General features: G+C 69.9%; 20 protein-coding genes. 3 read left to right on the plus strand and 17 right to left on the minus strand.

What is annotated here, in order from left to right; genetic code table 11:
* Nucleotides 1-78: 78 nt before the first annotated feature.
* Entirely contained in the window at nucleotides 79-1,341 is a 1,263-nt protein-coding gene (gene hisS / locus ACIRJR_RS21750) for a histidine--tRNA ligase (protein ID WP_403783254.1), read from the minus strand.
* 13 nt (nucleotides 1,342-1,354) lie between these two features.
* On the minus strand, nucleotides 1,355-2,041 hold the full coding sequence (locus tag ACIRJR_RS21755; protein ID WP_403783257.1) for an MBL fold metallo-hydrolase: 687 nt from the start codon (nucleotides 2,039-2,041) through the stop codon (nucleotides 1,355-1,357).
* Nucleotides 2,042-2,188: 147 nt separating this feature from the next.
* Here ACIRJR_RS21755 and ACIRJR_RS21760 point away from each other — a divergent pair, with 147 nt between their 5' ends.
* The 3 genes from ACIRJR_RS21760 to ACIRJR_RS21770 all read left to right on the plus strand — a co-directional run bounded on the left by ACIRJR_RS21760 (nucleotide 2,189) and on the right by ACIRJR_RS21770 (nucleotide 5,685).
* Complete coding sequence (locus tag ACIRJR_RS21760; protein WP_403783260.1) at nucleotides 2,189-2,983, plus strand: peptidylprolyl isomerase; 795 nt, start codon at nucleotides 2,189-2,191, stop codon at nucleotides 2,981-2,983.
* Nucleotides 2,984-3,170: 187 nt separating this feature from the next.
* Nucleotides 3,171-4,400, plus strand: a complete 1,230-nt coding sequence (locus tag ACIRJR_RS21765) for a DUF349 domain-containing protein (RefSeq protein ID WP_403783263.1) — start codon at nucleotides 3,171-3,173, stop codon at nucleotides 4,398-4,400.
* Between the two features lie 502 nt (nucleotides 4,401-4,902).
* Nucleotides 4,903-5,685, plus strand: coding sequence for a phosphotransferase enzyme family protein (locus ACIRJR_RS21770; protein ID WP_030584751.1), 783 nt, complete (start codon nucleotides 4,903-4,905; stop codon nucleotides 5,683-5,685).
* A gap of 89 nt (nucleotides 5,686-5,774) precedes the next feature.
* Here ACIRJR_RS21770 and ACIRJR_RS21775 read toward each other — a convergent pair whose 3' ends face one another.
* The 15 genes from ACIRJR_RS21775 to pdxS form a co-directional block, all read right to left on the minus strand.
* The gene (locus ACIRJR_RS21775) at nucleotides 5,775-7,271 is read right to left on the minus strand and encodes an NF041680 family putative transposase (protein WP_403783266.1); all 1,497 of its coding nucleotides are present in this window, start codon (nucleotides 7,269-7,271) and stop codon (nucleotides 5,775-5,777) included.
* 135 nt (nucleotides 7,272-7,406) lie between these two features.
* Entirely contained in the window at nucleotides 7,407-8,549 is a 1,143-nt protein-coding gene (locus tag ACIRJR_RS21780; protein ID WP_403783269.1) for a caspase family protein, read from the minus strand.
* Complete coding sequence (locus tag ACIRJR_RS21785; RefSeq protein ID WP_403783272.1) at nucleotides 8,533-8,943, minus strand: hypothetical protein; 411 nt, start codon at nucleotides 8,941-8,943, stop codon at nucleotides 8,533-8,535. Before ACIRJR_RS21785 ends, ACIRJR_RS21780 begins: the two co-directional genes overlap by 17 nt.
* A complete protein-coding gene (locus ACIRJR_RS21790; RefSeq protein ID WP_403783275.1) occupies nucleotides 8,936-10,246 on the minus strand; it encodes a protein kinase in 1,311 nt (436 codons plus the stop codon). Before ACIRJR_RS21790 ends, ACIRJR_RS21785 begins: the two co-directional genes overlap by 8 nt.
* A 25-nt stretch (nucleotides 10,247-10,271) precedes the next feature.
* Complete coding sequence (locus ACIRJR_RS21795; RefSeq protein ID WP_403783278.1) at nucleotides 10,272-13,043, minus strand: RelA/SpoT family protein; 2,772 nt, start codon at nucleotides 13,041-13,043, stop codon at nucleotides 10,272-10,274.
* Nucleotides 13,044-13,211: 168 nt separating this feature from the next.
* A complete protein-coding gene (locus ACIRJR_RS21800) occupies nucleotides 13,212-13,769 on the minus strand; it encodes an adenine phosphoribosyltransferase (RefSeq protein ID WP_403783281.1) in 558 nt (185 codons plus the stop codon).
* The gene (gene secF / locus ACIRJR_RS21805; RefSeq protein WP_403783284.1) at nucleotides 13,766-14,878 is read right to left on the minus strand and encodes a protein translocase subunit SecF; all 1,113 of its coding nucleotides are present in this window, start codon (nucleotides 14,876-14,878) and stop codon (nucleotides 13,766-13,768) included. Before secF ends, ACIRJR_RS21800 begins: the two co-directional genes overlap by 4 nt.
* Nucleotide 14,879: 1 nt before the next feature.
* A complete protein-coding gene (secD, locus tag ACIRJR_RS21810) occupies nucleotides 14,880-16,634 on the minus strand; it encodes a protein translocase subunit SecD (RefSeq protein WP_403783287.1) in 1,755 nt (584 codons plus the stop codon).
* Nucleotides 16,635-16,784: 150 nt separating this feature from the next.
* Entirely contained in the window at nucleotides 16,785-17,267 is a 483-nt protein-coding gene (yajC, locus tag ACIRJR_RS21815; RefSeq protein WP_403783290.1) for a preprotein translocase subunit YajC, read from the minus strand.
* Between the two features lie 168 nt (nucleotides 17,268-17,435).
* On the minus strand, nucleotides 17,436-18,521 hold the full coding sequence (gene ruvB / locus ACIRJR_RS21820) for a Holliday junction branch migration DNA helicase RuvB (protein WP_403783293.1): 1,086 nt from the start codon (nucleotides 18,519-18,521) through the stop codon (nucleotides 17,436-17,438).
* Nucleotides 18,522-18,601: 80 nt separating this feature from the next.
* Nucleotides 18,602-19,228: a Holliday junction branch migration protein RuvA gene (gene ruvA, locus ACIRJR_RS21825; protein ID WP_403783296.1), complete on the minus strand. Its 627-nt coding sequence runs from the start codon at nucleotides 19,226-19,228 to the stop codon at nucleotides 18,602-18,604.
* Nucleotides 19,225-19,758, minus strand: coding sequence for a crossover junction endodeoxyribonuclease RuvC (gene ruvC / locus ACIRJR_RS21830; protein WP_403783299.1), 534 nt, complete (start codon nucleotides 19,756-19,758; stop codon nucleotides 19,225-19,227). The genes ruvA and ruvC overlap by 4 nt, the downstream gene beginning before the upstream one ends.
* Before the next feature lie 119 nt (nucleotides 19,759-19,877).
* Nucleotides 19,878-20,630: a YebC/PmpR family DNA-binding transcriptional regulator gene (locus tag ACIRJR_RS21835; RefSeq protein WP_329226742.1), complete on the minus strand. Its 753-nt coding sequence runs from the start codon at nucleotides 20,628-20,630 to the stop codon at nucleotides 19,878-19,880.
* A gap of 61 nt (nucleotides 20,631-20,691) precedes the next feature.
* On the minus strand, nucleotides 20,692-21,285 hold the full coding sequence (gene pdxT, locus ACIRJR_RS21840; protein WP_403783302.1) for a pyridoxal 5'-phosphate synthase glutaminase subunit PdxT: 594 nt from the start codon (nucleotides 21,283-21,285) through the stop codon (nucleotides 20,692-20,694).
* A gap of 6 nt (nucleotides 21,286-21,291) precedes the next feature.
* The gene (gene pdxS / locus ACIRJR_RS21845) at nucleotides 21,292-22,212 is read right to left on the minus strand and encodes a pyridoxal 5'-phosphate synthase lyase subunit PdxS (protein WP_403783305.1); all 921 of its coding nucleotides are present in this window, start codon (nucleotides 22,210-22,212) and stop codon (nucleotides 21,292-21,294) included.
* Nucleotides 22,213-22,378 lie beyond the last annotated feature (166 nt).

The following is a 22,378-nucleotide window of genomic DNA, read 5'->3' on the forward strand; positions in this document are numbered from 1 at the left end:
GCGGCGCCGGGCCCGGACGCACGGGTGCCCGCCCGGGGGCGCCGGGCGGGCACGGTGTGGTGCGGAAGCGGGTGCGGATCAGGTGAGCTTGGCCCGCAGCGTGGCCACGAGCGCGTCCAGCGCGACCGGCTCCTGCTCGCCCGACTCCATGTCCTTGAGCTGGACCGCACCGTCGGCGAGGTCGCGCTCACCGGCCACGATCGTGAAGCGCGCACCGGAACGGTTCGCGCTCTTCATCGCACCCTTCAGCCCGCGGCCGCCGAACGCGAAGTCCGTGGCGACGCCCGCCTTGCGCAGCTCCGTCACGAGGCCGAAGAGGACCCGCCGGGCCTCTTCGCCGAGCGGCACGGCGTACACGCTGGTGGTCGCGGGGATCTCCAGCTCGACGCCTTCGGCCTCCAGGGCCAGCACCGTGCGGTCGACTCCGAGTGCCCAGCCGACGGACGGCAGAGCAGGGCCGCCGATCATCTCGGACAGTCCGTCGTACCGGCCGCCGCCTCCCACCGCGGACTGGGAGCCCAGGCCGTCGTGGACGAACTCGAAGGTCGTGCGGGTGTAGTAGTCGAGGCCGCGGACCAGCTTCTCGTCGTCCTCGTACACCACGCCCGCCGCCGTCAGCAGGTCGCGGACCTCCTCGTGGTACGCCTTGCAGGCGTCGCAGAGGAAGTCGCGGAGCATCGGGGCGCCGGTCAGCTGCTTCTGGACGTCGGGCCGCTTGTCGTCGAGCACCCGGAGCGGGTTGATCTCGATGCGCCGGCGGGTCTCCTCGTCGAGGTCGAGGTCGCGCAGGAACGTCTGGAGGGCCTCGCGGTAGACGGGGCGGCACTCCTTGTCGCCCAGCGAGTTCAGCAGGATGCGGAACTGGCTGAGGCCGAGCGAGCGGTACGCCTGGTCGGCGAGGATGATCAGCTCGGCGTCCAGTGCGGGGTCCTCGGTGCCGATCGCCTCGGCGCCCACCTGCGAGAAGTGGCGGTAACGGCCCTTCTGCGGGCGCTCGTAACGGTAGTAGGAGCCGGAGTACCAGAGCTTGACCGGGAGGTTGCCGGCCTTGTGGAGGTTGGCCTCCAGCGCGGCGCGCAGCACGGACGCGGTGCCCTCGGGGCGGAGCGCGAGCTTGTCGCCGCCCTTGGTCTCGAAGGCGTACATCTCCTTGGAGACGATGTCGGTGGACTCGCCGACGCCCCGGGCGAACAGGGCGACGTCCTCGAAGCCGGGCGTCTCGATGTAGCCGTAGCCGGAGTTCCTCAGCGGCTCCGCGAGCGCCGCGCGCACCGCGAGGTACTTCGCGGAGTCCGGCGGGGTCAGGTCGTACGTGCCCTTGGGGGCCTGGAAGGTGCTCACGTTTTTTCTCTCGTCACATTCCTCGGCGGGGCGCGGCCAGACCGTTCATGTACGGGTTGGAGGCGCGCTCGCGGCCGATGGTCGTCTGGGGGCCGTGGCCGGACAGCACCACGGTCGAGTCGTCGAGCGGCAGGCACACACGGGCCAGCGAGTCGAGCAGCTCGGCCGGGTCGCCGCCGGGCAGGTCGGTGCGTCCGACGGAGCCGGCGAAGAGCAGGTCGCCCGAGAACAGGACCTGCGGGACATCCGCGGCCTCGGGCATCCTGAACGTCACCGACCCCTTGGTATGGCCGGGCGCGTGCGCGACGCCGAACTCCAGGCCCGCCAGATTCAGCACGGCGCCGTCGTCCAGCTCATGGACGTCGTCCGGTTCGCCCACGGTCAGCTCGCCCATGAGCGGCATGCCGATGGACCTGCCGAGCGCCTTCTCCGGGTCGCTCATCATGTAGCGGTCCTCGGGGTGGATCCAGGCAGGGACGTCATGGGCACCGCACACGGGGACGACCGAGGCGACGTGGTCGATGTGGCCGTGGGTGAGGACGACGGCGACGGGCTTGAGCCGATGCTTCTTCAGCGTTTCCTCGACGCCCTGGGCGGCCTGGTGGCCCGGGTCGATGATCACGCACTCCTCACCGGCGGCGGGGGAGACCAGGTAGCAATTGGTCCCCCAGGCCCCGGCGGGGAACCCGGCAATCAGCACGTTCGTCCTTAGTGTTCGTCCGACGAGGAGGGCCGCGGAGGGGAATACGGCAGACCAGAGCCTACCGGCGCTCCTCATTCCACAGCTAACCCATATACCGTACGGGCATTCCAGGTCCGATCACACGACGTACAAGGAGACCATCCGGTGGTCAGCAGCGATCAGCGGCGGCGGCAGCTCGCCCGGGAGAAGTTCGAGCGGCAGCAGACGCGCCGGGAGGAGGCGCGCCGGAGGACCAGGCGTCTCACGGTGATCATCGCGTCGACGGTGGCCGTGGTGGCGGTCGCCGGCGCGGGCGCGTACTTCTCCCTCGGCGACGACGGCTCGAAGAGCTCCGCGGACGCGGCCTCGAAGGCCGACCCGTCGGCGTCGCCCTCCCCCTCGGAGAGCGAGAGCAAGGCTCCCGAGCCCGCGATGAAGATCGACAAGAAGGCGAAGTACTCCCTGGCGCTCAAGACCAGCCAGGGCGACATCGACATCTCCATGGACGCGGCGAAGACCCCCCACACCACGAACTCGTTCAAGGCCCTCGCGGACAAGGGGTACTTCGACGACACGAAGTGTCACCGCCTGACCACGGACAGCATCTTCGTCCTGCAGTGCGGCGACCCGAAGGGCGACGGCACGGGCGGCCCCGGCTACACCATCCCGGACGAGAATCTGACAGCTCTGGGCAAGGCGGACGCCAAGGGCTCGGTGACGTACCCGGCGGGCACCGTCGCGATGGCGAACACCGGCCAGCCGGGCACCGGCGGCAGCCAGTTCTTCCTGGTCTACAAGGACACCGAACTTCCGCCCAGCTACACGCCGTTCGGCACCATGGACGATGCCGGCCTGAAGGCCGTCAAGAAGGTCGCCGCGGCGGGTGTGGCCGGTGGGGCGGCCGACGGTGCGCCGAAGAAGACCGTCACGGTGGAGAAGGCGACGGTCGACAAGGCCTGACCCCGACCATGCCGCCCGGCGCGGGGTTCCTGGAACGCACCGGAGAATTTCAGCCGTGCTGAGTGCGGACAGCCGGGCGGCCGGTCGCCTAGATTGGCGTTGTGCAGGGCGGGCGCTGCCCGCCCCAGGAAACTGTGGACGATGCACGGGGGCGAACCCCTTCGATGCATCAGGTGGAGGAGGCGCTGTGAGCAGCGACCCGTGGGGCCGTGTCGATGAGACGGGCACCGTGTACGTGCGTACGGCCGAGGGCGAGCAGGTCGTCGGATCGTGGCAGGCCGGTTCCCCCGAGGAGGCTCTGGCCTATTTCGAGCGCAAGTACGAGGGCCTGGTGGTCGAGATCGGCCTCCTCGAGCGGCGGGTGAAGACCACCGACCTCTCGGCGAAGGACGCCACGGCGGCGATCGATCACCTGCGTCAGCAGGTCGACGAGCACCACGCCGTCGGCGACCTCAGCGCGCTCGGCAAGCGGCTGGACGCGCTCGTCGCGACCGTCGACTCGCGTCGCGAGGAGCGCAAGGTCCAGAAGGCGAAGCAGACCGACGAGGCCCGTCAGGCCAAGGAGGCGCTCGTCGTCGAGGCCGAGGAGCTGGCGCAGAGCGAGCAGTGGCGGTCGGCCGGTGAGCGTCTGCGTGCTCTGGTCGACACGTGGAAGGGGCTGCCTCGTCTGGACCGCAAGTCCGACGACGAGCTGTGGCACCGCTTCTCCCACGCCCGTTCCGCCTTCTCCAAGCGCCGCAAGGCCCACTTCGCCGCGCTGGACGCGCAGCGCGAGGAGGCCCGCAAGGTCAAGGAGAGGCTCGTCGCCGAGGCCGAGTCTCTTTCCGGCTCGACCGACTGGGGTACGACGGCCGCGCGTTACCGCGACCTGATGACCGAGTGGAAGGCCGCGGGGCGCGCCCAGCGCGAGGCCGAGGACGAGCTCTGGAACCGCTTCCGCGGTGCGCAGGACGTGTTCTTCGCCGCCCGCAGCGGGGTCTTCGCCGAGCGGGACGCCGAGCAGGGCGAGAACCTCAAGCTCAAGGAGGAACTCGCCACCGAGGCCGAGAAGCTGGTCCCGGTGACGGATCTGAAGGCGGCCAGGGCCGCGTTCCGTTCCATCAACGAGCGCTGGGAGGCCGTCGGCCACGTCCCGCGTGACGCCCGTCCGAAGGTCGAGGGCCGGGTGCAGGCCGTGGAGCGCGCCCTCCAGGAGGCCGAGGAGTCCGAGTGGCGCCGGACGAACCCGGAGGCGCGGGCACGCGCCGCGGGTCTGACCGGTCAGCTCCAAGCGGCCGTGGACAAGCTGCGCACGCAGATCGACGCGGCCCGCGCCTCGGGCAACAACTCCCGGGCCGACAAGCTCTCGCGGGAGCTCGAAGGCCGGCAGGCGCTGCTGGACCAGGCACTGAAGGGCCTCGAGGAGTTCGGCGGCTGAGCCGGGCGATCCGGTCCTGAACGGGAGGGGCTCCTGTACGCCTGGCGTACGCGACGATGGCGACGCGGTGTCAGCAACGCACCGCGCGCCGCGGTCGAGAGGGCCGTAGACGGCACGCCCGAGGCGAACTACTTCCTGGAGCACGGCCGGCACGAGGTCGACGCGTAGGCGGGAAGGCACCACCACCGAACCGGGCCATCTGCCTGGAGGAGGCCGGTGACCGGGCGTCGGCGGGGCTCTCCCGCCTAGGGCGTGTTTCGAAAGTAGCGCCGTCCGCCCGGAGGGCGGGCCTGGCGGCGTCTGGTGCGTGCGATCGCAAGGCGCGGAAATGTTCTCGTAGCGGAGCTACTAGGGCATTTCCGCAACGCCGCGAGCGTGCCAGGCGTCGCCAGGCAGGCGGGACTTTCGAAACACGCCCTAAGCTTGTTCTTTAACCTCCGCCCTACTCTGACGCTCCCCAAAATGGGGTGACCATGGCGAGCTGGTCCGACACACTGGTTCGATGCGGCGCGATGATGAGCAGCCTTTGTCCGGTGGCAACGTCAGTGAGGGTGTGGTTCGCGTCGGGGACACCGTTCGCCGTCCGGCCGGACCATGGACTCCCGCTGTGCATGCCCTGCTTGCCCACCTGCACGAAGTGGGATTCGGCGCGGCACCTCGTCCGCTCGGCATTGACGATCAGGGGCGTGAGGTCCTGACCTTCATGCCGGGGGACGTGGTCTGGCCCGACCGGTTCTCGCTGATCGGCCCCGCTCGACAGCTGGCTCGCGTTGCACGGCTGATCCGGGACTTCCACGATGCCGTGCAGGACTTCACGCCGCCTTCCGATGCGCGGTGGCAGACGCCGATCCCGGCTGAGGGCGATGACATCATCGCCCATAACGACCTGGCTCCCTGGAACCTCGTGGTCGCAGACGAGACGCGGTGGGCCTTCATCGACTGGGACGGTGCGGGTCCCGGCTCGCGCCTGTGGGATGTTGCCTACGCCGTTCACGGGTTCATCCCTCTGTCCGCGCATCCGGACTGGCAGCGCCCGGACGCGGCGAGCCGACTGCGAGTCTTCGCCGACGCCTATGGTCTCGATGAGTCCGAACGCCGTCGGTTGGTGCCTATGTTGGGGCGCCGTACGCGTTCCATGCACGACTTCCTGCGAGACCAGGCAGCCCAAGGTGTCCAGCCCTGGGAAAGGCTGTGGGCCGAAGGTCACGGTGACGCCTGGCGAAACGACGCCGAATACACCGAGCAACGCGAAGACCAGTGGGTGCACGCCCTGCTCGCCGGGTGAGCTTGTTCTTCATGGTCTGAGGTCGAAATTGGGCCTCGACTCGTCCGCTCGCCTGGGCGTTCATCGGACGCTGGCGTGGCCTCGTCTGATCATGTGCTCCGGCCTAGCTTTGAACTGGTTCGTCGGGGTTTGGTGCCGACCTTGTGGTGGGCTGGTCGCTGGTGTGCCTCGCCGCCGGCGAGGACACGTCCCACGTCGTGGCGGGTTGCGGGTCGTCGGTTCTTCGAGCCCGGCGGGCGTCCGGGTCCGGGTGTGGTCGGTTTCGGTGCACCGGCCGGAGTGCCCGTCGTCGTGCGGAGGTTCCGGAACCCGCGCCGGACCCTGGCGGGGGTGAGTTTATGCGGCAGTGCCGGTTTCTCCCACGGCCTGCGGAGGTCGGTGGCGAGGGGTCGGGCGAGGCGGAGTTGGGTGTGGGTGGAGATGATGAGCCAGGTCCAGCGGTCGGCGGCGGCCGAGTTGCGCAGGCGGGGCCGGGTCCAGCCGAGGGTCTGCTTGAGCATGCGGAAGGTGTGCTCGATGTCGAAGCGTCGTAGGAACGCCTGCCAGCACCGGTCGACGTCGGCTTCGGTGGCACCAGTTCTCGACCACCACAGCCAGACCGGCTTGTTCACCCCGCCGGACGGCAAGTGCTCGACGGTCAGACGGATGACCGTTCCCTCGATGACCGGCAGCGGGCCGTCGTGCTCCAGCCAGGCGGCCCGCTGGGTCAGCCTGGGGTGGAGCCGATCCCACGCCTGGGCGGTGGCCCTGCCATAGAGCCGGGTATTGGTGACCGTGACTGCCTGCTCGGCGCCCCAGGTTGTGGGGTCGCCGAAGACGAACTCCCCGCCGTGCTTGGGCGGCCGTCCGCCCTTCGGGTGGTCCAGGAGGAACTCCTGTCGCGAGGGTGCCGGGCGTCGCATCACACGGTCCGATCGGGTACGGCCCAGGATCTCGACGGGCAGGCCGGACAGGAGGTAGGCGATGCGCGGGGCGTCGTAGCCGGCGTCCAGCACGACAAGAATCTCCGGGTCTCCGTCGGTCCACTGGCCTGCAGTGATGAGCCGTTCGGCCACCTCGCGGACTTGGTCGGCGGTGACAGCGGCCAGGTCCGCGCCGGGGGCCAGGCGGACCGCGTCCAGGAGCGCGGTCCAGGAGGTGCGGCCGCTTTCGAGGGCGACGACGACCGAGTACGGCCAGCCGGGCATCATCTGGTGCTTGGCGCTGCCGCGGCCGTAGGTGTGGCAGAACGAGCGGTCCGGCACGGTCCCGGCGTCCGGCCGAAGCCACGGCGAGACGTCCACCGCCAGGACCAGCCGGCCGTCCGCGGCCCTCGGCAGCGGCATCTCGGACAGGACCCGCCGTAGCCGGGCGACATCCACCCGTCCGCGGTTGAGACCGGCGTAGAGGGCGCCGTGGCCCCGGCGGTGCTCGGGCGCCAGCGCGAGATCCACGAGCGACCGCACCGGCCCGTCGGTGCACAGCACCGCATCCGTCAGCTCGAACAACGCGTCCGCGCGAGCGGTCAGGCAGTCGTAGAAGTCGGTCCGGAACCGGGACAACACGGTCAGGGACTCGACGCGAACAGCATCGTGCAGCAAACTCACCCTCGCGACCTTGGCATGATCAACAACGTCTCGACAACGCACATGATCACACCAAGGCCGCACCGCTGTCGCACCAGCCATCACCAAGCAGCAGGCGATCAACTCGGTTGTGCAGCAAGGTCGTTAAAAAACAAGCTAAGGCTGTGCCCGGATCCCGTTCTCCGCCAGGTCCAGTGCGTGCTTGAGCACCTCGCATGCCTGGATGTGGTTGCCGGATTCCTGCAGCAGGTCCGCGAGCCGTCGGCAGACCAGCAACGCCTCCGGTCCGTAGATCTTGTGGGCCTGCTGGAAAGCCGATTCGAGCACTTCGATGGCTTCGCCGCTCTGGCCCGTCTCCGCGAGGATGTCCGCCAGTTCCAACTGCACCGCGAGGAGGCTGCCCTCGCCGTCCGGCACACGCTCCTGGAGCGCGAGCCTAAGGACCGGAAGGGCGTCCCTCCCGCGGCCTGCGGCCCGGAGCATCCGGGCCAGGCCGAGTCCTGCCGCGACCATGGACGCCCTCACATCGGCAGCGAGGACGGGGCCTGCCGGGGCGCGGCGCGCGGCGCGAGCCTTGTTCCGGACCAATCTGAGCCGGCCGACACCGTTCTCCTGCGCACGCTGAGGGAGCGGGCGGTTCTTTCCCCGGAGCCGTTTCTCCAGGACCTGGAAGACGGTGTCCAGGTCGAGGAGTTCGGGACCGTCCTGAATGCCCTCGCGGAGCAGTGTCAGGAGCTCCCCCGTGAATGCGGTGTACCGCTCGCCGTCCGGAGCGAGCGCCATTCTGTCGCGGGACGACGCGGTGATGACGTAGGCCCCGTCGACCGCGGCTTGGGCGGCCAGCGCCCCCCGCTCGCCGGCAAGCGTCTTGGCTGCTCTGCCGCTGAAGCAGCAGTCCAGCACAACGATCTTGCGCCGGGCACGGGAGGCACGGAGCTCTGCCCGCACGTGCTGGTAGGCGACAGCGGTGTATCCGGCATTCTCCCGTGATCCGCCGAGCGCCAGATAGAGGTCGGCCGACTCCGCGTCCCGCATCCCGTGGCCTGCGAAGTAGACGAGCAGGGTGTCGGTGGCTTCCTCTCCTGCCTGCCGTACCGGGTCCAGCATGGCCGCTGCGTGCTGGGGATCGGCGACGACGGCGCAGTGCTGTCGGGGCAGCCCCCAGACCGTGGCGTCGCAGAGCTCGGTCCGGAGGTCCGCGAGGTTGGCCTCGACGGCGGGCAAGGCATGCAGATGCCGGTAGGCGGCGGTGCCGATCAGTACGGCTCTGGAGGCGCCGGGGTCAGGCAGTCCCGTCATCGCCCCCGGGCTCCTGACTCTGCCGACTGTCCTCACCGAGGGCGGACACGATACGCCGTAGGGCCTCGTCATCCGTGGCGCGATCTGCGGGAAGGTGGACCTCGACGGCGCCCCGGCGCAGAATGAGAGTCGGTGCCCTTCGCCGCGAGGCCTGCCACTGGAGTACGGAGAAGACCAGTGACCCCGTGGAGAGCGCACTCCCGGCGACCAGAGCCAGAAGGTCCAGGCCCTCCCCCATGTGTTCGGCGCTTCGCGGTGCCGGACTTCTGTAGCTGCCCCGTACGTACCGGTCGAGGCTCTCGTCCTCCTGTAGCCAGCTCAGCAGCGAGCGCAGGTGCTCTTCGGCGTCGCCGTCCTGGCTGCCCGGAGCCAGTCGTACGTCGTACTCACCCATGGCCGTCGGTCCCCCTGTGGTCGGTGTGACGCTTGACCCGTGCGAACAGATCAAGCGCCTCGGGGCCGGCCCCGAGGCGTGCGAGGCAGACAGCCTGCCAGAACTGACCGGTCAGTGTGGTCGGATGGTGCGGACCGAGCGAGGACAGGCAGACCTGGGTGATGGAGGACAGCATCTCCACCGCCTCCTGAAGCTCTCCTCTCAGTACGAGGCTCACCGCTTCCCGCTGCCGTGACGCCGCGTTCTGTGGTGTCATGCTGCTCAGGACCAGGCGCCTCGTAGCTGTGCTGAGCGTCAAGGGCCGGAAACCGTCAGGCCACCCCCCTGCGCGCTGGCGGGGAAACGCGTTCTCGTCCCACTCGTACTCGGGACCCGCTTCCGTCGTGGCACCGGTCCGCGGCTGGGGTTCGTACACCTGGAGGATCGCGGTGTCGCGTATCTTCGCCGCGACCAGCACCGCCAGGTCACCCCGGCCTCCCCCCGTGAACGGCTTCAGGAGATCAACGGCCTCCGCCGCCTTCTGCGGGCGGGCCGCGGCCTCCCGCGCGCACAGCCGGTCCACGAGGAGCGCGAGCTCTGCGGGGAGGTGTGGGAAGCGACCGGTGCTCAGCGCTGGAACACCCGCCCCGAGCGCATTGTCCACGACGGCGCCCACCTCTGTATGACCGCCGAAAGGCAGGGTGCCCGTGAGCATGAAATACAGGCAGACACCCAGTCCGTACAGGTCCGCCGCCGGCCCCGGAGCGGCTCCCATGATCACTTCAGGCGCCATGAACTGAGGTGTTCCCATCATGGCCCCTGCGCGGGTGATGGCCACCTCGCCGGCCAGGCGCGCCAGGCCGAAGTCGTGGATCACCACGCGGCCCAGCCTGGTGATCCCCACGTTCGTCGGCTTGACGTCGCGGTGGAGGACACCCGCTTCGTGCGCCGCCGCCAACGCCTGGGCCATCTCGAAGCCCACAGAACTTGCCGCACCGGACGCCAGGGCACCCATTTCCACCAGCGACGCGAGATCGACGCCGTCGACGAGTTGCATCACGATGTAGGGCGCATCTCCGTGCAGCCCGCTGTCGTACAGCGAGACCACGCCAGGATGGTCGATACGGGCCAGCGCGACGGCCTCACGGTTGAGCCGTGCCAGCGCCTCAGCGCCCCCCGACACAGCTCCTACGGCCGATAACTTCTTCAGGGCGACCCGACGCTGGAGGACCTCGTCCTCCGCCTCGTAGACGACCCCCATCGCTCCGCGCCCCAGAAGCCTCACCGTCCGGTAGCGTCCGTCGATCAGCCCCAGGTCGGTCATGCCTTCCCCTCCTCCGATTGCCGCCTTAGGGCCGCCGCGCCGAGGTGACCCGGTAGACGTCGTAGACGCCCTCCACGCCGCGTACGGCCTTCAGGACGTGTCCCAGGTGCTTGGGGTCGCCCATCTCGAAGGTGAAGCGCGAGGTGGCCACCCGGTCGCGGGAGGTCTGCACCGCCGCCGACAGGATGTTGACGTGCTGGTCCGACAGGACGCGTGTGACGTCGGAGAGCAGCCGCGAGCGGTCCAGCGCCTCGACCTGGATGGCGACGAGGAAGACCGACGACTGGGTGGGCGCCCACTCGACGTCCAGGATCCGCTCGGGCTGCTGGGAGAGCGAGTCGACGTTCACGCAGTCCGCGCGGTGCACGGAGACTCCGCTGCCCCGGGTGACGAACCCGATGATCGGGTCACCCGGGACGGGCGTGCAGCAGCGGGCCAGCTTGACCCAGACGTCGTCGACGCCCTTCACGACCACACCGGGGTCCGCCTTGGCCCGGCGCTTGCTGCGGCCGTGCGAGGGCGGCGAGCTCTCCGCCAGGTCCTCGTTGGCCGCGTCCTCGCCGCCCAGCGCCTGGACGAGCTTCTGGACGACGCCGGCGGCGGCGACATGGCCCTCCCCGATCGCCGCGTAGAGCGACGAGATGTCGGGGTAGCGCATCTCGTGCGCCAGGGTGACCAGGGAGTCGCCGGTCAGGATCCGCTGGATCGGCAGGTTCTGCTTGCGCATGGCCCGCGCGATGGCGTCCTTGCCCTGCTCGATCGCCTCGTCGCGCCGCTCCTTGGAGAACCAGGCGCGGATCTTGTTGCGTGCCCGGGGCGACTTCACGAACTGGAGCCAGTCGCGGGAGGGCCCCGCGCCGGCCGCCTTGGAGGTGAAGACCTCCACCAGGTCGCCGTTGTCGAGGGTCGACTCCAGCGGCACGAGCCGCCCGTTGACCCGTGCTCCTATGGTCCGGTGGCCGACCTCGGTGTGGACGGCGTACGCGAAGTCCACCGAGGTCGCACCGGCGGGCAGCGCTATCACGTCGCCCTTCGGCGTGAAGACGAAGACCTCGTTGCGCGAGAGGTCGAACCGCAGGGACTCCAGGAACTCGCTGGGGTCCTCGGTCTCCTTCTGCCAGTCCAGGAGCTGGCGCAGCCACGCCATGTCGTTCACGGTGTCCTGGCCGCGGCCGCCCGTGTTCTTGGGGACGTCCGTGCGGACCTTGGAGGCGCCGGCGACGGCCTCCTGCTTGTACTTCCAGTGCGCGGCGATGCCGTACTCGGCACGGCGGTGCATGTCGAACGTGCGGATCTGGAGTTCGACGGGCTTGCCGCTGGGACCGATCACCGTGGTGTGCAGCGACTGGTACATGTTGAACTTGGGCATCGCGATGTAGTCCTTGAACCGCCCGGGCACCGGGTTCCACCGGGCGTGGACGGTGCCGAGCGCCGCATAGCAGTCGCGGACGGTGTCGACGAGGACGCGGATGCCCACCAGGTCGTAGATCTCGGCGAAGTCGCGGCCCCGCACGATCATCTTCTGGTAGACGCTGTAGTAGTGCTTCGGCCGTCCGGTGACGGTGGCCTTGATCCGGGCGGCGCGCAGGTCCGCCTGGACCTCGTCGGTCACTATGGCCAGGTACTCGTCACGCTTGGGCGCGCGCTCGGCGACGAGGCGGACGATCTCGTCGTACATCTTGGGGTAGAGGATCGCGAAGGCGAGGTCCTCCAGCTCCCACTTGATGGTGTTCATGCCCAGGCGGTGAGCAAGGGGCGCGTAGATCTCGAGGGTCTCGCGGGCCTTTTTCTCCTGCTTCTCCCGCTTGAGGTAGCGCATGGTGCGCATGTTGTGCAGGCGGTCGGCGAGCTTGATGACGAGGACGCGGGGGTCCTTGGCCATGGCGACGACCATCTTGCGGACGGTCTCGGCCTGGGCCGCCTCGCCGAACTTCACCTTGTCGAGCTTGGTGACGCCGTCGACGAGCAGCGCGACCTGGTCGCCGAAGTCCTTGCGCAGGGTGTCGAGGCCGTACTCGGTGTCCTCGACCGTGTCGTGCAGCAGTCCTGCCATCAGCGTCGCCGGATCCATGCCGAGCTCGGCGAGGATCGTGGTGACGGCAAGCGGATGGGTGATGTAGGGGTCGCCGCTCTTGCGCTTCTGGCCACGGTGCCAGCGCTCGGCGACCTGGTAGGCCTTCTCGATCTGGCGGAGGGTGGCGGACTCGATCTTCGGGTCGTTGCCGCGGACCGTGCGCAGGAGGGGTTCGAGGACCGGGTTGTAGGGACTGGAGCGCTGTACACCCAGTCGGGCGAGGCGGGCCCGGACACGGTTGGAGGAGCCGCCGGAGCGCGTGGGCGTGGCCGGCGGGGTGGCGGCGGTCCTGGCCGGGGGCTTAGCGGCGGGCGCGGGCGCCGGGGGCTTCACGGCCGGAGCCGCCGGGGGCTTCGCGGCTGCGGGCGCCGGGGGCTTCACGGCCGGAGCCGCCGGGGGCTTCGCGGCTGCGGGCCCCTGGTCCGGCTTCGCCGCGGGGGTCCCGGACGGCTTCGCCTCGGAAGCGGCCTCCGCGGGCTTCGTCTGGGGCGTCGGCTTCGTCCCGGGGGACGGCGCGGCCTTCGTACCGGGAGGCGGGGCCGGCTTCGCCTGGGTGGCGGGAGCCTGGTGGTCCTGAGCCTGGGCGGGGCCCTGTGCGTGCTCACCCGCGGTTCCGCTCCCGGACCCGCCGCCTCCGTCGGGCTGCGCCTTCCCGGGCGTGGCGGAGGCCCCCTCAGGCCTTTCGGGCTGCGGGGCGGCGACTGGCTGGGCCTCGTCTGGCAAGAGCGCTCCTCGTGCGGATCCGGGCTACCGGAAAGCCCATGGTATCGACCGTCGGGCAGGTCCTCGCCCGGGGACTGCGGAACCCCTCACAACGCGGGACGGGTACCCGGATGTTCCCGGGTACCCGTCCAGTGCGTCCTTACGCGCGCTACGGCAGCGCGGTGCAGGTCAGAGGGTGATCAGAGCGTCCAGCGGGGCGTCCCGCAGCCCTGCCTCCAGGCGTCCGCGGCCGGCGAGGAAGCCGAGCTCCATCAGGACCGAGACCCCGGCGACCTGGGCACCGGCCCGCCGGATCAGCTCCAGCGAGGCCTCCGCGGTGCCTCCGGTGGCGAGGACGTCGTCGATGACCATGACGCGGTCGTCGGCCGACAGGTCCTCGGCGTGGATCTCGATCTCCGCGGTGCCGTACTCCAGCTCGTACGCCTGGCCGAGCGTGGCGCCGGGCAGCTTCCCGGCCTTGCGCACGGGGACGAAGCCGATCCCGGCCCGGACCGAGACCGGCGCGGCCAGGATGAATCCGCGCGCCTCCAGGCCGACGATCTTCGTCGCCCCGTGCCGTACGCACAGCTCCGTGAACCAGTCCGTGAGCGCGGTGAAGGCCACCGGGTCCGCGAGCAGCGGGGTGATGTCCTTGAACAGCACCCCCGGCTTCGGATAGTCCGGAACGTCACGGATCCGGCTGAGCAGCAGCTCCCGGGTCGAGTCGTCGATGTCCGTGCTGGTCATCGGCGGTTCCTCGGAGTCCGGCCGTGTCCTCCGGGCTGCCGGCGCTGGCCGACGACGGTCCCGGCGGTCTCGCCGTCCTCGTCGAAGTCGTCGTCGGCGCGGTCGTCGCGCTCGTCCTCGACGGACTCGCCCTTGGCCGCGGCCGCGGCACGCTTGGCGAGGATCCGCTTCTTCAGTGCCTTTATCTGCGGCTCGCGCTCCTTGAGGTCGGCGACCAGCGGGGTGGCGATGAAGATCGAGGAGTACGCGCCGGCGGCGAGGCCGACGAACAGCGACAGCGAGATGTCGTTCAGCATGCCCGCGCCGAGGACACCGCCACCGATGAACAGCAGACCGGCGACCGGCAGCAGCGCGACGACGGTGGTGTTGATGGAGCGCACCAGCGTGCCGTTGATGGAGCGGTTGGCGATCTCGCTGTAGGTCCAGCGGGTCTGCTTGGTGATCCCCTTCGTGCCCTCCTTGAGGCTGTCGAAGACGACGACCGTGTCGTAGAGGGAGTAACCGAGGATGGTCAGCAGACCGATCACCGTGCCCGGGGTGACCTCGAAGCCCACGAGGGCGTAGACACCGACCGTGATGGTGATGTCGTGGATCAGCGCGATGAGCGCGGCGATGGCCATCCGCCACTCGAAGGCGATGGCCAGGTAGATCACCACGAGGACCATGAAGATGCCGAGGCCCGCCCAGGCCTTGTTGGCGATCTGCTCACCCCAGCTGGGGCCGACGAGGTCCGCGTTGATCTTCGCCTCGGGGATGCCGAGGTCCTCGGAGAGCTGGGTCTTGATCTGGTCGGCCTTGGCGGTGTCGACCTCGGTGATCTGGATCCGGAGCCCGCCGTTGCCGAGCTCCTGGACGATCGCCTCGTGGCCGGAGGCCGCGACCGCGTCCTCGTGGGCCTGGGAGACGGACACCTTGGCCTTGGTGTCCGTCGTGAAGACGGCACCGCCCTTGAACTCGATGCCCATGTTCAGGCCGCTGACCGCCAGGCCGAGAATGGCCGTGATGGTGATCAGGATCGAGACGCCGTACCAGATCTTGCGCTTGCCGATGAAGTCGTAACCGACCTCGCCACGGTAGAGCCGGGCGCCGAGATTGCCGAGTCGCGACATCTCACGCCTCCTTCGGGTGGTCGGTACGGGCGTTGACGCGGCGCGAGCGGCGCAGCGGCGGCTTGGCGCCGAGCCGCTTCGGGTCCAGGCCGGACCACGGGTGACCGCTGCTGAAGAACTTCGTGCGTGCCATCAGGGTCATGACGGGCTTGGTGAACAGGAACACCACCACGACGTCGAGCAGGGTCGTGAGACCCAGCGTGAACGCGAAGCCCTGGACCTTGCCGACGGTGACGAGGAAGAGCACGGCCGCGGCCAGGAACGACACGAAGTCCGAGACGAGGATGGTGCGACGGGCCCTGGGCCAGGCGCGCTCGACTGCCGGGCGGAGTGTGCGGCCCTCACGGATCTCGTCGCGGATGCGTTCGAAGTAGACGATGAACGAGTCCGCCGTGATACCGATCGCCACGATGGCACCGCAGACGGCCGGGAGGTTCAGCGCGAAGCCGATGGCCGGGCCGAGCAGGGCCATGATCGTGTACGTCAGGATGCCGGAGGCCAGGAGGCTGAGGAGCGCGATGAGCGCCAGGCCGCGGTAGTAGGCCACCAGGTAGATGACGACCAGGGCGAGGCCGATGGCGCCGGCGATCAGGCCGGCCTCCAGCTGCTCGCCACCGAGGGCGGCGGTGACGGTGGTGACCGTGTCCTCGCTGAAGGACAGCGGGAGCGCACCGTAGGACAGGACGTTGGCCAGGTCCTCCGCGGACTGCTGGGTGAAGCTGCCGGAGATCTCGGCGCTGCCGCTGAGCGTCTCGTTCACCTGCGGTGCGGAGACGACCTCGCCGTCGAGGGAGATCGCGAACTGGTTCTGCGGCGACTGCTGCGTCGACAGCTTCTTGGTGATCGTCTGGAACTTCTTGGAGCCCTTGTCCGTGAACTCCATGGAGACGAGCCAGATGCCGCGCTGCTGGTCGAACTGGGCCTTCGCGTCGTCGACGTCCGTACCGGAGACCTCGGCCGGGCCGAGGAGGTACTTCGCGTCGCCCTCGGAGCTGCACGCGACCGTGGGGTCCTCGGGCTTGACGCCGTCGCCGGCCTTGGCGCGGGCGGCCTTGTCGGAGCAGTCCAGCGCGGTGAACTTCTTCTCGAGCGCCGCGGTGGCGGGGTCGGGCGTCCCGGTCGCAGCCGGGGACTTCGACGGGTCGGCGTCACCGGAGGCGGAGGGCGTCGGCGTCGCGTCCTTCAGGGCGTCGGTGACGGCACGGCCCTGGGTGGTGGCGCTCGCCGAAGGCGTCGTCTTCGGGTCCGAAGCGGTCTCCGGGTCGCTCGCCTTCGCACTGGGCGTGGCGCTCGGCTTCCCGGAACCGCTGGCGGACGGGCTCGGAGAGCCTTCGGGCGTCGGCCCCCCGTCGGTGACGGTGAGCACGGGCCGGAAGTAGAGCTGGGCGGTCGTGCCGACCTGCTCCCGGGCCTGCGCCGAATTCGTCCCCTTGGGGATGTTGACGATGATGTTCGATGCGCCCTGGGTCTGAACCTCGGCCTCGGAGACACCCAGACCATTGACACGGCGTTCGATGATGCTGACCGCGGTGTTCATGTTGGTCTCGTTGATCGCGTCAGGCTTGCCGGGCTGGCTCTTCGCCTTGAGCGTGATCGATGTGCCGCCGGCCAGGTCGATGCCGAGCCGGGGCGTGGTGTGACCGGACAGGAACATCCCGCCGGTCAGGGCGACCATGGCAATCAGGATCAGTGCCAGGGCACGGCCCGGCCTGCCCTGTCCACCGGTTGAGCCCCGGCCTTTCTTCGGTGCTGCCACCTTTTCGTTTCTCCCTGTCCAACCGCCCCGCGCCGGGTAATGCGCCCGAGCGGCCACGAAGTGTTGTGGGGACCCGCCCCCGCAGAAGACCGCACGGCCCGTGAGACGCCGGACACCCCATGGGGTGTCCGGCGTCTCTGAGTCGTGGAACTACTTGGCGTCGCCCTCGCTGTCGGCCTTGGCGTCCTTGACCGCGGAGCCCTCGGCCTCGGCGTCCTTCGGTGCCTCGTCGTCCTCGGCCTTCTTGCCCAGGTCGATCTTGGCCACGTCGTCGGCCGCGTCCGCGGACTCACTCTCGGTGAGCGAGGAGGCGTCGTCGGGCACGACCGTGCCCTCGCCCTCCAGCTCGTCGTCGCCGTGGACGATGCGGTTGTACTCCGCGTCGTCCAGGACGGCACCGATGGAGTTCTTGGCGTAGACGGCGTGGACGCCGGGCGCGACCTCGAGGAGAACCGTGTCGTCCTGGATCTCCTTGACGGTGGCGTACATGCCCCCGATCGTCCGGACGCCCGTGCCGGGCTGCATGTCGTTGCGCATCTGCGCAGCCGCCTGCTGCTTCTTCTTGGCGGACCGGGTCATCAGGAACATGGCCCCGATGAGCACGATGAAGGGGAGGAGGGTCACGAGACTCACGGGACGGAACTTCCTTCGCACGACCACGCGGGATTCACGCGGCCTGGTCTACGGGGGTGGGTACACCGACCTGTACGGGCGGCATCGGCGGAGTCTAAGCGAGTCCGCATCATTGGAACAACGTCCAGCATGGCACCGACGTTCCCCTGCTGGCCAACCCGTCCTTCGTCACGCCCCGAACAGGCCCTGTTGTCCCCTTACGGCGGGCTGCGGAGGCACCAGCCCGAGGTGTGCCCAGGCCGCGGGGGTGGCGACCCTGCCCCGTGGCGTCCTCGCGAGCAGCCCCTCCCGCACGAGGAAGGGCTCGGCGACCTCCTCGACCGTCTCGCGCTCCTCTCCCACGGCCACCGCCAGGGTGGAGAGGCCGACCGGCCCTCCGCCGAAGAGCTTCAGCAGGGCGCCGAGCACCGCACGGTCCAGCCGGTCGAGTCCCCGGGCGTCGACCTCGTAGACACGCAGGGCCGCGGCGGCGATGTCCCGGTCGATCCGGCCCTCGGCCTTGACCTGGGCGTAGTCCCTGACGCGGCGCAGCAGACGGTTGGCGATGCGAGGCGTGCCCCGGGAACGTCCGGCGATCTCGGCCGCGCCCGCTGTGTCTATGGCGACGTCGAGCAGCCCGGCGGAGCGGTGGATGACACGCTCCAGCTCGGTGGGGGCGTAGAACTCCATGTGGCCGGTGAATCCGAAGCGGTCCCGCAGCGGGGGCGGCAGCAGCCCGGCCCTGGTCGTGGCGCCGACGAGGGTGAACGGCGGCAGCTCCAGCGGGATGGCCGTGGCCCCGGGGCCCTTGCCGACGATGACGTCGACGCGGAAGTCCTCCATCGCCATGTAGAGCATCTCCTCGGCGGGCCGCGACATGCGGTGGATCTCGTCGAGGAAGAGGACCTCACCCTCCTGGAGGGACGAGAGGATCGCCGCGAGGTCTCCGGCGTGCTGGATGGCGGGGCCCGAGGTGATGCGGATCGGTGCGCCCATCTCCGCGGCGATGATCATGGAGAGGGTGGTCTTGCCGAGGCCCGGGGCGCCGGAGAGCAGGACGTGGTCAGCGGTGGCCCCCCGGGCGCGGGCGGCCTTGAGCACCAGGTCGAGCTGTTCGCGGACCTTCTCCTGCCCGACGAATTCGTGGAGGTCCTTCGGGCGCAGGGCGGCCTCGACCGCGGTGTCCTCGCCGTCGGCGCCGGCGTCGACCAGGCGGTCGTCCAGGCGTTCGTCGCCAAGGTCCCCGGTGTCGGGTCCGGTCTCGTCCCAGTTCATCTCGTCAGTCCCGCCTCGGGTGTTTCGGTGCCGGTCCGTGCGGTGTCCCGGACGGCGTACGGGGGTGTGGCGCCCCGGGGTCAGCGTGCGCGGTTGAGTGTCTGCAGGGCGGCCCGCAGCAACTGCGGCACGGGAGCCTGGCCGCCTTCGGCGATCGCGGCCTCGGCCTGCGGCGCCACGGCGCCCACCGCTTCGTCGGCCTCGCGGGTGGCGTAGCCGAGGCCGATGAGGGCGGCCTGCAGCTGGTCCCGCCAGGAGCTGCTGACGGCGGTGCCGATGCCCTGCCGGCCGATGTGCGCGCCGACCGGCTCCCCGAGCCGGTCCTTGAGCTCGAGAAGAAGCTTCTGGGCACCCTTCTTCCCGATGCCGGACACCGCGGTGAGCGCCTTCTCGTCACCGGTGGCGACGGCGGCGCGCAGGGCGTCCGGGCTGTGGGTGGCCAGCATGGCCTGGGCGAGCCGGGGGCCCACACCGCTGGCGGTCTGGAGCAGCTCGAAGACCTGCCGCTCGTCGTCGTCGGCGAAACCGTAGAGGGTGAGCGAGTCCTCACGTACGACCAGGGACGTGGCGAGTCTGGCGTCCTTGCCGATCCGGAGGCCGGCGAGGGTGTCCGGGGTGCACTGGACGGCCATGCCGATGCCGCCGACCTCGATCACGGCAGTGGCCGGGGCGAGGGCGGCCACCGGGCCGGAGACGAAGGCGATCATGCGGTACGGCCTTTCAGCGTGCGGTGGGCGGCGACGGCCTGCTGCAGTCGGTTCTGTGCGGGCGCGCGCCAGATGTGGCAGATGGCGAGGGCGAGGGCGTCGGCGGCGTCGGCGGGTTTCGGTGGCGCGTCGAGCCGCAGCAACCGGGTCACCATGGCTCCGACCTGGGCCTTCTCGGCGCGCCCGGACCCGGTGACGGCGGCCTTGACCTCGCTGGGGGTGTGCAGGGCGACGGGGATGCCGCGGCGGGACGCGCAGAGCATGGCGACGGCGCTGGCCTGCGCGGTGCCCATCACCGTACGCACGTTGTGCTGGGCGAACACCCGCTCCACGGCGACGTATTCGGGCCGGTGCTCGTCGAGCCACCGCTCGATGCCCTGCTCGATCGCGACCAGCCGGTGGCCGAGCTCCGCGTCGGACGGGGTCCGCACGACGCCGACGCCGACCATGGTGAGCGGCCGGCCCGCGACTCCCTCGACGACTCCGACGCCGCACCGGGTCAGCCCCGGGTCCACGCCCAACACCCGCATCTGTGGGCCCCCTCCGCCGCTCGGTCATCTGTTCCCGCAGGCTATCGGCTACCGCTGACAATGCGACGGGCCGACGGGGTGTGTCCCGTCGGCCCGTCGGTGCACCGTGTGCCGCCGCCTCAGGCGTCGACCTTCTCCATGACCTCGTCGGAGACGTCGAAGTTGGCGAAGACGTTCTGCACGTCGTCGCTGTCCTCCAGCGCGTCGATCAGCTTGAAGATCTTGCGTGCGCCCTCTTCCTCCAGCTCGACCTGCATGGTCGGGACGAAGTTGGCCTCGGCCGAGTCGTAGTCGATGCCGGCCTCCTGCAGCGCCGTGCGGACCGCGACCATGTCGGTGGCCTCGCTGAGCACCTCGAAGGTGTCCCCGAGGTCGTTGACCTCCTCGGCACCCGCGTCGAGCACCGCGCCGAGGACGTCGTCCTCGGACAGCTCGCCCTTGGGGACGATCACGACGCCCTTGCGGTTGAACAGGTACGAGACGGAGCCGGGGTCGGCCATCGAACCGCCGTTGCGGGTCATGGCGACGCGGACGTCGGACGCGGCGCGGTTGCGGTTGTCGGTGAGGCACTCGATGAGCACCGCGACGCCGTTCGGGCCGTAACCCTCGTACATGATCGTCTCGTAGTCGGCGCCACCGGCCTCGAGGCCGGCACCGCGCTTGACCGCCGAGTCGATGTTCTTGTTCGGGACCGAGCTCTTCTTGGCCTTCTGGATGGCGTCGAAGAGGGTCGGGTTTCCGGACACGTCGGCGCCGCCCGTGCGGGCCGCGACCTCGATGTTCTTGATCATCTTCGCGAAGAGCTTGCCGCGCTTGGCGTCGATCACGGCCTTCTTGTGCTTCGTCGTAGCCCATTTAGAGTGGCCGGACATCTGCCTTCTCCTTCGCGTCACCAAAATCGATCCGAACCCGAGAGATCCTACCGGGATCGGATCAGCCCGCGGCGCGCACCATGTCGGTGAAGAGCGCGTGCACCCGGTGGTCCCCGGTCAGCTCGGGGTGGAACGAGGTCGCCAGGGCGTTTCCCTGGCGTACGGCCACGATATGCCCGCCGTGCACCGCGATGACCTCCGCGCGCGCGCCGACCGACTCCACCCAGGGGGCCCGGATGAAGACGCCGTCGACGGGCCCGCCGGGCACGCCCTCGACCTCGACGGCGGCCTCGAAGGACTCGTTCTGCCGTCCGAAGGCGTTACGGCGCACGATCATGTCGATGCCGCCGACCGTCTCCTGGTTCGAGCGCGGGTCGAGGATCTTGTCGGCGAGGAGGATCATGCCGGCGCAGGTGCCGTAGACCGGCATCCCGGCAGCCACCCGTTCGCGCAGCGGTTCCAGCATGCCGAAGAGGACGGCCAGCTTGGACATCGTGGTGGACTCGCCGCCGGGTATGACGAGCCCGTCGACCTCGGCGAGCTCCTCGGGCCGCCGGACCGGCCTGGCCACGGCGTCCGCCGCGGCCAGGGCGATCAGGTGTTCCCGTACGTCGCCCTGGAGAGCCAGGACTCCGATGACAGGGGTGTCGTTCATCGGTGCTTACCAGCCGCGGTTGGCGTAGCGCTCGCCCTCGGGCAGCGTGTCGCAGTTGATGCCGACCATGGCCTCGCCGAGGTTGCGGGAGGCGTCCGCGATGATCTTGGGGTCGTCGTAGAAGGTGGTGGCCTTCACGATGGCGGCGGCGCGCTTGGCCGGGTCGCCGGACTTGAAGATGCCGGAGCCCACGAAGACGCCCTCGGCGCCGAGCTGGCGCATCAGGGCCGCGTCGGCGGGGGTGGCGACGCCGCCGGCCGAGAACAGGACGACGGGCAGCCGGCCGAGCTCGGAGACCTCCTTGACCAGCTCGTAGGGGGCGCGGAGCTCCTTGGCCGCGGCGTACAGCTCGTTGTTGTCGTAGCCGCGCAGCCGGGCGATCTCGTTCTTGATCTGACGCAGGTGACGCACGGCCTCGACGACGTTGCCCGTGCCCGCCTCGCCCTTCGAGCGGATCATCGCGGCGCCCTCGGCGATCCGGCGCAGGGCCTCGCCCAGGTTGGTGGCGCCGCAGACGAAGGGGGTGGTGAAGGCGAACTTGTCGCTGTGGTTGACCTCGTCGGCCGGGGTCAGGACCTCGGACTCGTCGATGTAGTCGACGCCGAGGGACTGGAGCACCTGCGCCTCGACGAAGTGGCCGATGCGGGACTTGGCCATGACGGGGATGGAGACGGCCTCGATGATCTCTTCGATCATGTTGGGGTCGGACATCCGGGCCACGCCGCCGTCCTTGCGGATGTCGGCCGGCACCCGCTCCAGGGCCATGACGGCCACGGCGCCCGCGTCCTCGGCGATCTTCGCCTGCTCGGCGTTGACGACGTCCATGATCACGCCGCCCTTGAGCTGCTCGGCCATGCCGCGCTTGACGCGGGCGGTGCCGGTGGCCGGGGACTCGGTGGACTGCGGGGTGCTGGGGAGCGTGGACACGGATCGACCTCACTGGGGTGGAAAGACGCTGGCTGCTGCAGACCTGAGCAAACGCCCCGGGAGCAGTCCACAGCAAGGGCCAATGAACACCCCGTGGATCGTTCTGCACGCCGCCGGACCCGCCGCACCCCGCTCCCCCGGCGGCCCCGCTCAGCTGCCGGGCCGG

Source organism: Streptomyces sp. NPDC102402 (assembly GCF_044765765.1).
GTDB lineage: Bacteria > Actinomycetota > Actinomycetes > Streptomycetales > Streptomycetaceae > Streptomyces.

Excerpts from the sequence above, each read along its gene's own strand:
- ACIRJR_RS21770 (WP_030584751.1), top strand. The coding sequence starts at position 4,903 with ATGCGGCGCGATGATGAGCAGCCTTTGTCCGGTGGCAACGTCAGTGAG.
- ACIRJR_RS21780 (WP_403783269.1), bottom strand. The coding sequence starts at position 8,549 with ATGACGGGACTGCCTGACCCCGGCGCCTCCAGAGCCGTACTGATCGGC.
- ACIRJR_RS21785 (WP_403783272.1), bottom strand. The coding sequence starts at position 8,943 with ATGGGTGAGTACGACGTACGACTGGCTCCGGGCAGCCAGGACGGCGAC.
- ACIRJR_RS21790 (WP_403783275.1), bottom strand. The coding sequence starts at position 10,246 with ATGACCGACCTGGGGCTGATCGACGGACGCTACCGGACGGTGAGGCTT.
- ACIRJR_RS21800 (WP_403783281.1), bottom strand. The coding sequence starts at position 13,769 with ATGACCAGCACGGACATCGACGACTCGACCCGGGAGCTGCTGCTCAGC.
- secF (WP_403783284.1), bottom strand. The coding sequence starts at position 14,878 with ATGTCGCGACTCGGCAATCTCGGCGCCCGGCTCTACCGTGGCGAGGTC.
- ruvB (WP_403783293.1), bottom strand. The coding sequence starts at position 18,521 with ATGAACTGGGACGAGACCGGACCCGACACCGGGGACCTTGGCGACGAA.
- ruvA (WP_403783296.1), bottom strand. The coding sequence starts at position 19,228 with ATGATCGCCTTCGTCTCCGGCCCGGTGGCCGCCCTCGCCCCGGCCACT.
- ruvC (WP_403783299.1), bottom strand. The coding sequence starts at position 19,758 with ATGCGGGTGTTGGGCGTGGACCCGGGGCTGACCCGGTGCGGCGTCGGA.
- ACIRJR_RS21835 (WP_329226742.1), bottom strand. The coding sequence starts at position 20,630 with ATGTCCGGCCACTCTAAATGGGCTACGACGAAGCACAAGAAGGCCGTG.
- pdxT (WP_403783302.1), bottom strand. The coding sequence starts at position 21,285 with ATGAACGACACCCCTGTCATCGGAGTCCTGGCTCTCCAGGGCGACGTA.